We start from the raw sequence: 14,286 nt of genomic DNA, 5'->3' as shown, positions 1-14,286 counted from the left end.
AGCATCCAACTGTAACATCCGTTACACTTCCCGCCTCATCTCTTACTTCTGTTCAATCTCTTTCAGGACTGGCATGACCACACCTTCCCTACTAAAGCACAAGACCTTCATGCGTTTCTGGATCGGTCAGATGGCTGCATCTTTTGCCTTTCAGATGCTGCTGGTGGGGATGGGGTGGCAGATTTACAACCTGACCGACAGCGCCCTGAGTCTCGGTCTGGTCGGGCTCGCGCGCTATCTACCGCAGCTTGCACTGACACTCTACGGTGGGCATCTGGCGGATACGTTGAACCGCCGCACAATCATGCTGATCAGCCGCAGCGTCATCACCCTGACCATTGCCGTACTGACGGTCACCAGTGTGCTCGATGTGATAACACCGGCAATTATCTATAGCTGCTGTATCGCCATGGGCGCGGCACGGGCTTTCGAAATGCCGGCAACCCAGGCGATGGTGCCCAGGATCGTCGGTGCGGATCTGCTGGCCCCCGCGATGACCTGGACCGCCTCTGGCCGAGAAGCCACCACCATCGTCGGCCCGGCGCTGGGCGGCGTTATCTATATATTTGGCGCAGGGGCTCTGTATGGCACCAGCACTGCCTGCGCTCTGCTCTCGGCGGTTATCCTCTTTGGCCTTGACTATCAACATGAGCAACGCGAAAAGCAGCGCGCCACGCTGGACTCTGTATTGGGCGGTTTCAAATTCACCTGGCGCAACCCGGTGATCTTCGGATCGATTTCACTGGATATGGTGGCCGTACTGGTCGGCAGCGTGACCGCCCTACTGCCTATTGTCGCCCGGGATATTCTGGAGACGGGCCCCTGGGCCCTCGGCATGCTGCGCAGTGCACCCGCTGTCGGAGCCGTTGCCATGTCGATCTGGCTGGCCTGGCGCCCCATCGACAGTCGTGTCGGCGTCAAGATGTTTGCTTCCGTCGCTGTCTTTGGCGCAATGATCATTCTGTTCGGGTTGTCCCAATCGCTTTGGCTGTCGGTGGCCGCGCTGACCATCATGGGAGCCGCGGATATGATCAGCGTGGTTATACGCTCGACCCTGGTTCAGCTGGAAACACCGGATGAGATGAGAGGCCGTGTCAGCGCCGTCAATTCACTCTTTATCAGCACTTCAAACCAGGTGGGCGAGTTCCGCGCCGGGGTTGTGGCGTCACTGGCCGGTGCCGTGCCGGCCATTGTTATCGGAGGTGTGGGAACCTTGGCGGTAACTGCGCTGTGGATGTACTGGTTCCCTAAACTAACCGGCCGTGATCGCTTGGACGAGCGCCCTCAGACTGATCTGCCAACATAGCCACAGAGGGCACTTTAGGGTAAGCTTCGCACCCTTCCGAGAGCGTTTCTGCACCGGCTGTTGCCCGGCTTACCGTACCTCCCCGGTTCTCGTCCCATTTAAACAGAGAGTTATTAATGAGTTTTGCCAGCCTTGGCTTGTCCGACCCTATTGTCAAAGCGGTTGCTGAACAGGGTTATGACACCCCTTCTCCGATTCAACAACAGGCGATTCCCGCCGTTCTTCAGGGCCAGGATGTCATGGCCGCAGCCCAGACGGGTACTGGCAAAACCGCCGGCTTTACCCTGCCCATTCTGGAACGTCTGCTGCCCGGCCAGAGAGCGGGCGCAAACCAGGCGCGAGTGCTGATTCTCACCCCCACCCGTGAGCTGGCCGCTCAGGTCGGCCAGAGCGTGGAAACCTATGGCAAGCACCTGCCTCTGCGCTCAACCGTTGTATTCGGTGGCGTGAAGATCAACCCGCAGATGATGGCGCTGCGCAAAGGCGCCGACGTATTGATCGCCACGCCCGGTCGCTTGCTCGACCTGTACAAGCAGAATGCGGTTCGCTTCGATCATCTGGAAGTACTGGTGCTGGACGAAGCCGACCGGATGCTTGATATGGGCTTTATCCACGATATCAAACGGATCCTGGCTGTCCTGCCACCCAAGCGCCAGAACCTGCTGTTCTCCGCGACCTTCTCCAAAGAGATCCGTGAGCTTGCCAAGGGACTGGTGCACGATCCGGTTGAAATCTCCGTTACGCCGCGCAACTCCACAGCGGAAACAGTCAAGCAGTGGATAGCACCGGTGGACAAGAAGCAGAAGGCACCGCTGTTGATCAAACTGATCAACGATAACGGCTGGCATCAGGTCCTTGTATTTACACGTACCAAACATGGGGCCAACAAGCTCACCACTCAGCTGGAGAAAGCGGGCATCAAAGCGGCCGCGATTCACGGGAACAAGAGTCAGAACGCCCGCACCAAGGCCCTGGCGGAGTTCAAGGACAACCGCCTTCAAGCACTGGTAGCCACCGATATTGCAGCCCGCGGTCTGGACATCGATCAGCTGCCTCAGGTGGTGAACTTCGATCTGCCCAATGTGCCGGAAGACTACGTCCACCGCATCGGTCGTACCGGTCGCGCCGGCGCCACCGGACAGGCCGTCTCTCTGGTCTGCGCCGATGAGATCGCTCAACTCCGGGCCATTGAGCGGCTGACCAGCAAGCTGCTAACCCGGGAAGTTATCGACGGTTTCGACCCGGTCCATGCGCTGCCCGAATCCCGCCTGGAGCAAAAATCGGCTCGGCGTCGCCGCCCCAAGAAGCCCAAGCCTCAACACCGTGACGGACAGCGCTCCGGTGATACCCACCGCGGTCACCAACCGCGCAGCCAGGGTGCGAATACACCACGCAGTCCTAAAAAACGCTGAATGATAACGGCTCCCACTTGGGGGCCGTTTTCGTATTCTGCCCCACCCGCCACGTATCCTCGTCTACCCTTTCAGGCAGCATCGACTGTTGCAGACCGCTCGATGCAATCGTTAAATTAGCCAGTACGAATAGATCAAAACCCACCCGTTGAAGGGAGTCTCGACATGCGAACCACCGAGATCGCGATCATCGGCGCAGGCAGCGCCGGGCTTAATGCCTACCGCCAGGCCCGCAAATACTCGGATTCAGTTGTTCTGATCGATCCAGGCCCCCTGGGTACCACCTGTGCCCGCGTTGGCTGTATGCCCAGCAAACTGCTTATTGCCGCCGCTGACAGCGCCTGGCATGCGCGCCAGGCGACCGCATTCGGCGTTACGGTAAGCGACATCCGGATTGACGGCAAGGCTGTACTGGAGCGGGTTCGCCAATACCGTGACCGCTTTGTCGACAATGTGCTCAAAGGCATGGAAGCGATTCCCAACGCTGACCAGATCCACCAACGGGTTCGTTTTGTTGCTGATCATCGGCTTGAGACAGAGTCTGGCGAGCAGATCGAAGCCCAACGGATTGTTATCGCCACCGGCTCCCGGCCTGCGATTCCCGGTTTTCTGCGTGCAGCCGAGGATCGACTGTTAAGCAACGATGACCTTTTCGAACTGGATACCCTGCCGGAATCAGTCGTGGTGTTTGGCCCCGGCGTTATCGGCCTCGAACTTGGCCAGGCACTGCATCGTCTCGGCGTCAGGATACGGATGTTCGGCATTGGCGGCGCGCTCGGGCCACTTCAGGACAGTGAAGTGCGAGCATCTGCCCTCAAGGCGTTTAGTAGCGAGTATCCGCTGGATGCCGATGCGCAAGTAGACAGTGTTGAGCGAACCGACTCCGGCGTAACCGTAGGTTTCAAAGACCAGAGTGGCACTCTTCAGAATGAAACCTTTGAGTACCTGCTCGCTGCCACCGGCCGACGCCCCAATGTGGACCAACTGGGGCTGGAGAACACCTCATTGACGCTGGATGATCAGGGTATCCCCCACTTCGATTCTGCGACACTGCAATGTGGCGACAGCGCTATTTTTATCGCCGGCGACGCCAACAACCATCTGCCGCTGCTGCACGAAGCATCTGATGAGGGACGCATTGCCGGCAACAACGCCGGCCGCTATCCGGATCTGCGCACCGGTCATCGCACCACGCCTCTGGCAGTGGTCTTCAGTGATCCTCAGATTGCCACACTGGGGATAAGCGCCAGCAAGATCCGACAGTATAAACCGGACCAGATCGCCTGCGCCTCCTTCGCCTTTAGCGATCAGGCTCGCGCCAAGGTGCTGAATCGTACCGAAGGAATGATGAAGGCCTGGGCTGACAAACACAGCGGCAAACTGCTGGGAGCAGAACTGGTCGGCCCCGATGTGGAGCATTTGGCTCACCTGCTGGCCTGGGCCGTGGAGCAGAAGTTGACGGTAGAACGGCTGCTTGAGATGCCCTATTACCACCCGGTACTTGAAGAGGGCGTTCGTTCCTTGTTGCGTGACCTGAAACATGCAATGGAACACTGATCAGATGATGTCTGTCTACGGGGATTCTGGTTGGCAGGCGCCAACGCATTGGTCTACACCTGAAAGGTGTCTTCGACGTTCACATCATCCCCCCGACTGATTCAGGTCAATGTCATGACCGAACGGTCAAGTAATGATGTGGACTAACGGTAACGCTCCAATCGAAAGGATGCCTACTATGAGATCGAACCGCGCTTTCATCGCCTCGACCATCAGTGCCGCTATGGCGCTCGGCTCAATGTCTGCCTTCGCTGAAGAACCCATTCAGCCCATTGAACCGGTCAAAGAAGTCAATTTGGCACTGTCGGAACTGGGCAAGAAGCTCTATTTCGACCCGCGGCTGTCGAAATCCGGCTTTATCTCCTGCAACTCCTGCCATAACCTGAGTATGGGAGGAACGGACAACCTGAAGACCTCCATCGGCCATAACTGGCAACAGGGGCCGATTAATTCGCCCACGGTACTCAACTCCAGTCTGAACGTCGCCCAGTTCTGGGACGGCCGCGCGGCGGATCTTAAAGAACAGGCCGGTGGCCCCATTGCGAACCCGGGTGAGATGGCATTTACGCATACACTGGCCGTGGACGTGCTGAAATCGATTCCCGGTTACGTGCACGATTTTCGTCTGACGTTCGGCTCAGAGGAGATCACGATCGATAAGGTGACCGACGCCATCGCCGAGTTCGAGAAAACACTGGTCACCCCTAATTCACCCTTTGACCAGTGGCTCCTGGGCGACAAGGATGCGCTGACACAGGATGAGGTTGCCGGGTATGAGCTGTTTAAAAGCAGCGGTTGCGTAGCCTGTCACAACGGTCCCGCCGTGGGCGGCACCTCGTTCCAGAAAATGGGTGTGGTTGAGCCCTACCAGACCAACAATGAAGTAGAAGGCCGAGTCGCTGTAACCGGCAAGGATGCCGACCGATTCATGTTTAAGGTTCCCACCCTTAGAAACGTGGAGATGACCTATCCCTATTTCCATGACGGCGAGGCCGAAACACTCACCGAGGCGGTCGATATCATGGGACGTCTGCAACTGGGCCGTAAGTTCAGCGATCAGGAAAATGCCCAGATCGTCGCTTTCCTGAAATCGTTAACCGGTGATCAGCCCAGCTTCCAGCTGCCGATACTGCCGCCTTCCACCGACGCCACACCGAAGCCACAGCCTTTCGATTAAGGTTGGCCTGAGAAAGAATCCCCGCACCCTCGGGGATTCTTTCAACAGCATGGTCAAAAATTAAACACTCTCGTTTCGGGGTTCAACAGATCTGCCGCCATGGCAGGTGGCTTCGCCACTATGATGCCGTCGGCCAAGTCCTCAATTGTATGACCGCTATTGGGCAAGTAAAGCGCACAGACTTTCACGACGCCACCGCCTTTGATCAACTTGCTCATCAGTTGCTCAGGGGTCACACCCTTTGGCTTTAACGGCTCACTGGTGGCCCCCTTCAGGGCCATGTCACCGGCACTGTCACAGAGCAATACACTTACCCGCGCCCCCTGGCTCTGCATCGTATTAGCCAATACCATTGCCATACCTCGGGTCTGCTGTTCAGCACTGGTCAATGTAACCAACACCTGGGAAACGGGCTGCGCTGAAACACCGAGCGGTAACACCAGCAGGCAGAAAACCAAAAAATTACGCATATTCGCCATAATTAATCTGCCTCCTTCTTTTCAGGCATCCAGGCAACATCGGCATCGATTTTATAGCTCCAGGGTAACCCCGAGTTACGCCAGCCGTTCACAGCCCGCACCCCCTTCGAGTCCCCCTCGGTCAGCTTGGAGCCCTCGAAGCCATCGACGACCGTCCAGGCGTTGGTAAAACCCTTTTCTGCCAGGAGGTTTACAACCGGCGCACTACGCGTTGACCCGGAACGGCACATGACAATGACCGCTGTCTCCTGGCTTGCCCCGAGTGCATTGAGTCTTTCCATCAATTGCTGCTCAAAATTCACATTCCTGGCCATCGCCCAGCTATTCTGTTTTTCGCTCCAACGGCTCGGATCTGCAACCATCCAGGGCACATGAACATCAGTTTCTGAGGCAAAGCCGGTAAACTTGGCTTCCACCGGATCGCGCACATCCACCAGAATCGCCTTCGGATCATCCTGCAACATTGTCCACGCCTCCTTTGCGGTGACGTAGAGACCGAGCGTGGTTTTAGCGCTCTCCTTTCTCGGCTCGTCAGCAGCCAGTGCCGGCACACTTAAAACGCCCAATAAAGCGGCCAGAGCCAGAGGCTTCATTTTCAGCATCAATTCATCTCTCCTGTTAGCGTTCAAATCACGATTCCCGGCGCAGTAAAGGCCAGAGTAAAAGCAGTGTGTAAAAAGCGGTTGAGACACCAATTCCAACCAGGGCCAACCAATCCGTAGGCGTCACCACATAGCTCAACGACGAGTGGGTTAATGCCGGAGCAATAAGTGCCGCTGTCAGCCCAGCGGCTGCCGCTATGGCATAGGCCGGCCGCTTAATCGATCCACGGCGGATAGAGCCCAGCGTAAATGCGACCGCCAAGGCCAACATCGCCAGAGCAATCAACCACCAGTAGGGTTTGGCGCTGTAGGCCAGCACAACAAGTATCTGTTGCAGACTCATGGCATCACCTCCTTAAACACGGCCGTTTAGCATGGCGTAGTACGCCGGTTGCAGCATTTTTTCCTTCATAACCCAAACCGCCCAGGATTCCTCGGTGGGATCAATGAATGGGAATGAGGGCAAGAGTTCACCACCGTAGCCGAACTCCGCCAGGACAGCCTGTCCAATTCGGGTAATCAGAGGACAGGAGGTATAGCCGTTGTATCGCGCTTCCAGGGGTCGCCCGGCCAGATAGGAGAGAATGTTCTCCTCCAAAACCGGAGCCTGCTTCTTAACGCTGGCGGCGGTCTTGCCAAAAGGTGTTCCGATGACATCGCCGATGCCGAAAATTTCGGGGAAGCGTCGATGTTGCAGGGAATACTGGTCGACTTCCAGCCACTGCCCTGCCCAGCTTCCGTCCTGCCAGGCCAACTCGCTCTGGCGGACAGCATCAGGCGCACTCATGGGCGGGACTACGTGAATGAAATCGAAGTCCTCGCGTACAGTCTCACCGTTTTCGCGGCTGAAATACGCAGTCCGGTTCTCTGGCTCAATGCCGGTTAAGGTGCAGTTATCGTGCAGGTTAACACCCTGCTGTTGCCAACGGTTCAGAACGAACTCGTTGTATACCGGGACTGAAAAGACCTTCTGCGAAAAGGGGGTGAAAAAGTTCACGTCAAACTGATCTCGCCGCCCCGTATCCTCCAGTCGGTTCAACGTTGTGAAGGTCATCTTGAGAGGAGCTCCTGCGCATTTGATAGCCGTGGGCGGTAACGTAAAGATCGCCCGGCCTTCTCCACGCGCAATAAGCTGTTCGATCTGGTTGTTTGTCGCCTCTGCCGCCGCTGGACTGGCGTACACGCTACCAATCCCATTCTGGCCAATCAGCTCCGGAGTCATACCGTCGATATCGGCGTAATTAAGTTGGCATCCGGTTGCGATTATCAGCACGTCATAGGCTTCAGAAGCACCATTGCTCAAAGCCACCTGCCGCGCTTGCGGGTCAAACGCCACCGCATCGGCTTCCACCCAGCGCACGCCACCCGGTATCCAATCCCGCGTATCGGTAATGACTTGCTGTCGATCCCAAAGCCCGGACGCAACCAGTGTAAAACCCGGCTGATAAAGATGGGGCTGGCGCGCACCGACCAAAGTGATGCGGGCACCCGCCAAAGAACGTTGTAGCCGGTTTGCGGTAGCCAAGCCGGCAGCACCCGCGCCGATAATAAGAATACGCGCCGAAGTTCTCTGTTTTGCCCAGAGCTGACCCGCTGGCACAACCGAAAGTAACCCGGTTGCCGCGCCCGCTGTAAGCAGTGCCCTGCGCCGGGGACTGAATGCTTTATCTGGCTGTTGATGCCGCATGGAAAGCACCTCTTTTAATTAGTTTTATCTAATATAGCATATAGTAATTAGCATATTCCATGCGGCAATATGTCACACATTTTATAATCGGTAGGCTGCAATGACTCCGGCTATAATTTCGGCGACAATAGGTATCTGCTAGCCGGATTGAGTCGATATCTATGGACCACGCACTTACGTTTCTGGTCGCTATTGTGCTGCTGACCCTCTCTCCTGGCGTGGATACACTGTTAGTGTTGAGGAATAGCGCACGTGGCGGGTGGCAAGACGGGATGCTGACCACGCTGGGCATATCCAGTGGCCTGTTCGTTCATGCCACGGTGTCTGCTCTCGGCATATCAGTGATTCTGCTCCAGTCAGCCTGGGCTTTTACAGCCATCAAACTAGCCGGTGCCATTTACCTGATCTGGCTGGGGATGGTATCCCTGCGCAGCGCTTTGCGCGGGTTTCCCAGTATGGCAACAGAGGGCGTTCCCACCCGTCGCTTGAAGCCACTCCGATCGCTCAGCGAGGGCATTCTCTCCAATGTACTGAACCCCAAACCCGTGATCTTTTATATGGCGTTTCTGCCCCAGTTTATTGACCCTGCAGGCTCGGCACTGGCTCAATCATTAATCATGGCGCTGATCCATTTCCTGATCAGTGCAGTGTGGCTTGGCTCACTGGCATTGATTGCGGAACGCGCACGTCGGCTGAAAATGCCCCGCCTGGGTCGGGTGGTAAACGGGTTGAATGGCGCTGCGTTGGTGGCCATTGGCGCATCGCTCGTCCGCACATAGTACGGTTATAACTCACCAATGAACTGCCACCACAGATAATCCAGCGGCATCAGAATCAGCAACGTAATCAGCGTCAGCGGTAGGGTAATTTTCAAAATCCGCTTAAGAGGCTCCTTGGCCAACTGTAAGCTCACCAGCAGCGGCCCTGACTGATACGGGAACAAAATGGTGGAGAAACCAAGAACCTGAGTCATTAATACCGTGGAGACACTCCATCCGGTCTGGGCAGCCAGATCAGAGGCCATGGGGGTCAGTACCGCAGGTACCCCCGGCAGCGTAAGACCCAGAGTGGCAATGAAAGACATCAGACTCAGAGAGACAAAATTGGTGAAATCCGCGCCCTGTTCCAGCGGTAGCCAATCCTCCAGGTAAACCGCCATCAAACTACCGAGCCCGGAGCTCGCCACCAGACTGCCCAGCCCCAAAACACCGGCTATAAACAGTAGCAGCGTGAAATCCATCCCCTGGGAAAAGCGCTTGGCATCGACCAGTCCGACGCGGGGCAACAGCAGAAAACAGGTAGCCGCCAAACCCACCCAAGCCGGACTGACTCCGTGCAGACTATCGGTCATCCAGAACGCCAAGGTTACCAGTAATATGATGCCAAGGCGCATCTGGCCATTATTCGGCACACCCTGATCGTTTTCCTCACTGGCCTGTGTCAGTTGCGGATTGGGCCGATCCGGGAACACCTTCACTATCAGCCAGGTAATCAAAACCGCTTTGAGAATCCCCAGAACCGGAAAATGCAAAAGCAGATAATGGGTGTAACTGAACGCCAGATCATAGATTGTCTCAGCAGCGCCTATCAGTACCACATTGGGGATATTGGCGGGGAGAATCGCGAAGGTGGGCATATGACAGCCGAATGCGACGGCCATCACAACGCCCGTACGCCCCTTGGAGTCCGGCTCGAAACCACAGCGCTCCGCCAGCGCCAGACCAATGGGAATCATCATCACCGCACGCCCCATGGACGAGGGCATCAAAAACCCCAGCAGACTGCACACGACCATCAGACCTGCGATCAGGGCCAGGTAACTGTGCTCCAGGTGACGACCCAGCAAGCTTGCGATCCGGTCTCCCAGGCCAGTGGATTTAATCGCCATACCAATGACCATACCAGCAACAATCAGCCAGAACGCTGCCGAATAGAAACCGGAAAAGATCTGCGCCGGGGGCGCGACCTTGAGCAGTACAGCGGCAAGAAAGAACAGGAGCGCGATCATGAATCCCGGCAGGACACCGGTCACTAGAAACCCCAGCGTCATGATCGTGATAGCCAGCACTTCCCCCTGAGCCACGGTCATTGGCCCCGGCGGGAAAAGCCCGACGCCCAGCGCAACCGGCGCAAGTAGGAGCATGAACAGCCGACCGGGGTGACGAAGAAACTCCATTTTTACGTGTGTCCTTTTTCAGCGAGTGTTAAAAAACAGCTGTAATGCATCGATGACCTGCTCCGGTGTTTCTTCAGGCAGGAAGTGTCCACTGGACAGGGAGTGGCCTTCGACCCGCCTGGCATATCCTTGCCAAACTGACAAAAGATCATAGGTACGATGGACAAAGCCCTTGTCTCCCCAGAGCACCAGCAAAGGCGGCTCGACCTGTCGATTGCAGTCCGCCCGGTCATGAATCAGGTCTATGGTTGCGGCGGCCCGGTAATCTTCGCAGCTGGCGTGAATCACCTCGGGCTGTCGAAAACAGCGCTGATATTCAGCCACCGCCTGTGGATCAAACAGGGCACCCGGTGCCGCCCATCGCCGGAGCTTTTCCGACAGGTAGTAATCAGGGTCAAGCCCGATCATATGCTCGGGCAGCCCATCAGGTTGAATCAGGAAAAACCAGTGATAGTAACCGGTGGCAAATGCCTGGTCGGTATGATCGAACATATGCAGCGTCGGCGCGATATCCATCACGCAAAGCCCTTTGATCCGGTCTGGATAATCCAGCGCCATTCGATGCGCAACCCGAGCGCCCCGGTCATGGCCTGCCACCGCAAAACTGGCGTAGCCAAAGTGATCCATCACCGCGATCATATCGGTGGCCATCGTTTTCTTGGCGTAGCCGGCGTGATCCGGCTTTCCCGGCGGGCAACTGCTTTCTCCATAGCCGCGAAGGTCCGGGCAGATGACATGAAAGCGTTCAGCCAGAACCGGCGCCACCCGGTGCCAGATCCAGTGCGTTTGCGGATACCCGTGCAACAGGAGCAGCGGCTCACCCTCGCCCGCATGGGCCAGATGGATGCTGACCTCACCGGTATCCACTGTGAACCTGGAAAAGTCTTCAGCGAAGGATAGCGGCGCCATTGTTCAGCTCCTCAGCAGCCCAAAACGTGAATGGCTACTCTAGCATAGGCTGCCGATGGATCAGACTGACCTCCCGTACCGGATTCTCAGGCTGTGCTGAAAACCGGTACGGAAGAAGAGCTTGAGCAGACCTGTTAGCTATCGCTGGCCAGACGATCAAGCACAAAGCTCAAGACACCGCCGGACTGGTAGTATTTCACCTCAACCCAGGTATCCAGCCGCGATAGCAACTCGATCTCGCGGCTGTCCCCCCCAGGGTAATGAATAACACCCGTCAGTATCTGTTTAGGCTGCAGCTCACCCGATAAGCCCAGGATATCGATCTGCTCGTCACCGGTAAGACCTAACGTCTTGCGCGTATCCTCACCGGTAAACTGAAGCGGGAGAACCCCCATACCCACCAGGTTGGAGCGGTGAATTCGCTCAAAGCTTTCAACGATGACCGCTTTCACGCCTAATAAGAGGGTCCCCTTGGCCGCCCAGTCACGGCTGGAGCCCGTGCCGTACTCTTTGCCGCCCACAACAACACTGGGCGTACCCGCCTGCTGGTAGTCCATCGCCACGTCATAGATAAAGCGGGCTTCCGTGTCTCCTCTTTTGCGAGTATAACCCCCTTCGATCTCCGGTGTCATCTCATTGCGAATGCGGATGTTGCCGAAGGTACCGCGCATCATGATCTCGTGGTTACCGCGGCGCGAACCGTAGGAGTTAAAGTCTTTCTCTTCAACACCGTGATCGCGCAGGAACTGCGCTGCCGGGCTGTCTTTCGGGATCGCCCCGGCCGGCGAGATATGGTCGGTGGTTACCGAGTCACCCAGCATCGCCAGAATTGATGCACCCTTGATATCCCCCACATTGCCGGCGTATTCCGGCTCAAAGAACGGCGGTTCCTGTATATAGGTGGACTCGGGCGGGAAGTCGTAGGTGGCTCCGGAGCCGCTGTCGATGGCGCGCCAGCTTGCATCCCCCTCGAACACGGAGCTGTACTCGCGACGGAACATCTCGTTATCGATCTTCTGCACCAGCGCATCGATCTCGGCGTTCGTCGGCCAGATATCCTTCAGATAGACCGGTTCACCATCGCGGCCGGTTCCGAGCGGCTCGCTGGAAAGATCGATGCGGGTGGTGCCGGCAATACCGTAGGCAACAACCAGCGGTGGCGATGCCAGCCAGTTGGCACGTACCAGTGGATGGATACGCCCCTCGAAGTTGCGGTTACCAGACAGAACCGATGAGACAATCAGATCGTTGTCCTTGATCGTCTTCTCTACCTCATCGGGCAAAGGGCCCGAGTTACCGATACAGGTGGTGCAACCATAGCCCACCAGGTTAAAGCCCAGCGCATCCAGATCCTTCTGTACACCGGATTGATTCAGGTATTCGGTCACCACACGTGAGCCGGGGGCCAATGATGTTTTCACCCAGGGTTTGACCTTAAGCCCTTTTTCTACCGCCTTGCGTGCAACCAGGCCTGCGCCCAGCATAACCGCCGGATTCGAGGTGTTGGTACAGGAGGTGATGGCGGCAATCACCACATCGCCGTGATGCATGGGCTCACCAGATCCGTCCAGCGGCGCTGGGGTATCGATCTGACCCTTTTTGCCGGCAAGCTCGATATACTCGTCGATAGCCCCCTTGAGGCCTTTCACAGGAACCCGATCCTGCGGGCGCTTGGGACCGGCCAGGTTGGGTTCGACGCTGGACATATCCAGGTGCAGTGTGGCTGCGAACTCAGGCGTTTTGTAGTCTTCGTCACGCCACATTCCCTGGGCACGGCAGTAACTCTCAACCAGCGCCAGTGTCTGCTCATCCCGCCCGCTAAGACGCAGGTAGTTAATCGTCTGAGCATCTATCGGGAAGAAACCACAGGTAGCACCATATTCCGGTGCCATATTGGCGATGGTGGCGCGATCGGCGATCGGCAGATGATCCAGGCCATCGCCATAAAATTCGACAAACTTACCCACGACACCCTGTTCGCGCAGCATCTGCACCACGCGCAAAACCAGGTCGGTGGCGGTGATTCCCTCCTGCAGCTCGCCGGTCAGTTCAAAACCAACCACATCGGGAATCAGCATGGAGATAGGTTGGCCCAGCATGGCCGCTTCGGCTTCGATGCCGCCGACACCCCAGCCGAGTACACCCAGTGCGTTGATCATGGTGGTGTGACTGTCGGTACCCACCAGAGTATCGGGATACGCGAGAGTGCAGCCGTCAGCCTCTTCGGTCCAGACCGATTTGGCCAGGTACTCCAGGTTAACCTGGTGGCAGATGCCGGTGCCCGGCGGCACCACGCTGAAATTATTAAAAGCCCCCTGCCCCCACTTCAGAAACTGGTAGCGCTCCAGGTTGCGCTGCATCTCGATCTCGACATTTTCCTTGAACGCCTCCGCGTTGCCGAAACGATCGATGGTCACGGAGTGGTCGATCACCAGATCCACCGGTGACAGCGGGTTGATCTTCTGCGGATCTGCCCCGCGCTTGACCAGTGCATTGCGCATCGCGGCCAGATCCACCACGCCCGGCACACCGGTAAAGTCCTGCATCAAAACCCGGGCCGGATGATAGGCAAACTCATCATCTCCCGCGCGCCCTCCGCTATTCGCCAGTGCGAGTATATCCTCGCGGCTGCACGCCACCCCATCTTCATGCCGCAGCAGGTTCTCGAGCAGAACCTTGATCGATACCGGCAACCGGTCAACGCCCGGTATCTGGCCGAGCTCACCTTCCTTCAGCGCGTAGTAAGTGTACGTTGTATCGTTGACCTCAAGGGTGCTTCGGGTATTAAACGAATCTTTCGATCGCAGCATCGACTGTCTCCTTAATCCGATCAACTTGATTCGCCTGTCTGCCAGACAGACAGGCGCGGACGCGATCACGCGCCGGTTACGCAAGGGACATCCGGTAAAAGTCAGAGTTTCGCGATTATTATTATCGTTGGCTACCGGTCCATGGAGCGGATACATTAAATGCCTGCTCTA

Annotated in this window: 12 protein-coding genes; 5 read left to right on the top strand and 7 right to left on the bottom strand. The window is 56.9% G+C overall.

All coding sequences use genetic code 11. The features are described from left to right. The first annotated feature begins 73 nt into the window (after positions 1–73). From G403_RS0110030 to G403_RS0110015, 4 genes are all read left to right on the top strand, one after another. Complete coding sequence (locus tag G403_RS0110030) at positions 74–1,306, top strand: MFS transporter (protein ID WP_027853877.1); 1,233 nt, start codon at positions 74–76, stop codon at positions 1,304–1,306. 116 nt (positions 1,307–1,422) lie between these two features. Further along, complete coding sequence (locus G403_RS0110025; protein WP_027853876.1) at positions 1,423–2,718, top strand: DEAD/DEAH box helicase; 1,296 nt, start codon at positions 1,423–1,425, stop codon at positions 2,716–2,718. Positions 2,719–2,883: 165 nt separating this feature from the next. Next, positions 2,884–4,275: a dihydrolipoyl dehydrogenase gene (locus G403_RS22870; RefSeq protein ID WP_036233307.1), complete on the top strand. Its 1,392-nt coding sequence runs from the start codon at positions 2,884–2,886 to the stop codon at positions 4,273–4,275. A gap of 178 nt (positions 4,276–4,453) precedes the next feature. Beyond that, the gene (locus G403_RS0110015; RefSeq protein ID WP_027853875.1) at positions 4,454–5,452 is read left to right on the top strand and encodes a cytochrome-c peroxidase; all 999 of its coding nucleotides are present in this window, start codon (positions 4,454–4,456) and stop codon (positions 5,450–5,452) included. A 53-nt stretch (positions 5,453–5,505) separates the two neighbouring features. Here the strand turns inward: G403_RS0110015 and G403_RS0110010 are convergent, their stop codons facing one another. Genes G403_RS0110010 through G403_RS0109995 form a run of 4 tightly spaced genes read right to left on the bottom strand, consistent with a single transcriptional unit; the run spans position 5,506 to position 8,220 of the window. Then, positions 5,506–5,931 carry a DsrE family protein gene (locus tag G403_RS0110010; RefSeq protein WP_156899676.1) on the bottom strand — a complete coding sequence of 142 codons (426 nt, stop codon included), beginning with the start codon at positions 5,929–5,931 and terminating at the stop codon, positions 5,506–5,508. Positions 5,932–5,933: 2 nt separating this feature from the next. Beyond that, positions 5,934–6,533 (bottom strand): rhodanese-like domain-containing protein, encoded by a 600-nt coding sequence (locus tag G403_RS0110005; RefSeq protein WP_245578242.1) that lies wholly within the window; start codon positions 6,531–6,533, stop codon positions 5,934–5,936. A 28-nt stretch (positions 6,534–6,561) separates the two neighbouring features. Continuing rightward, positions 6,562–6,876: a hypothetical protein gene (locus G403_RS22865; RefSeq protein WP_036233304.1), complete on the bottom strand. Its 315-nt coding sequence runs from the start codon at positions 6,874–6,876 to the stop codon at positions 6,562–6,564. A 12-nt stretch (positions 6,877–6,888) separates the two neighbouring features. Beyond that, positions 6,889–8,220 carry an NAD(P)/FAD-dependent oxidoreductase gene (locus G403_RS0109995; protein WP_051298833.1) on the bottom strand — a complete coding sequence of 444 codons (1,332 nt, stop codon included), beginning with the start codon at positions 8,218–8,220 and terminating at the stop codon, positions 6,889–6,891. A 161-nt stretch (positions 8,221–8,381) separates the two neighbouring features. Between G403_RS0109995 and G403_RS0109990 the strand changes: the two genes are divergently transcribed. Next, a complete protein-coding gene (locus tag G403_RS0109990; protein WP_036233301.1) occupies positions 8,382–8,999 on the top strand; it encodes a LysE family translocator in 618 nt (205 codons plus the stop codon). Positions 9,000–9,004: 5 nt separating this feature from the next. On the opposite strand, the gene G403_RS0109985 is transcribed toward G403_RS0109990, so the two are convergent. The 3 genes from G403_RS0109985 to acnA all read right to left on the bottom strand — a co-directional run bounded on the left by G403_RS0109985 (position 9,005) and on the right by acnA (position 14,115). Beyond that, a complete protein-coding gene (locus tag G403_RS0109985; RefSeq protein ID WP_027853870.1) occupies positions 9,005–10,396 on the bottom strand; it encodes an SLC13 family permease in 1,392 nt (463 codons plus the stop codon). An 18-nt stretch (positions 10,397–10,414) separates the two neighbouring features. Further along, a complete protein-coding gene (locus G403_RS0109980) occupies positions 10,415–11,305 on the bottom strand; it encodes an alpha/beta fold hydrolase (RefSeq protein WP_036233296.1) in 891 nt (296 codons plus the stop codon). A 134-nt stretch (positions 11,306–11,439) separates the two neighbouring features. Continuing rightward, positions 11,440–14,115, bottom strand: coding sequence for an aconitate hydratase AcnA (gene acnA / locus G403_RS0109975; RefSeq protein WP_036233293.1), 2,676 nt, complete (start codon positions 14,113–14,115; stop codon positions 11,440–11,442). Between the last annotated feature and the right edge of the window lie 171 nt (positions 14,116–14,286).

It is taken from the genome of Marinobacterium litorale DSM 23545, from assembly GCF_000428985.1.
Classification (GTDB): Bacteria; Pseudomonadota; Gammaproteobacteria; order Pseudomonadales; family Balneatricaceae; genus Marinobacterium_D; species Marinobacterium_D litorale.
Note: the sequence above shows the minus strand (reverse complement) of the source record. Positions and strands in the feature narration are given on the sequence as shown.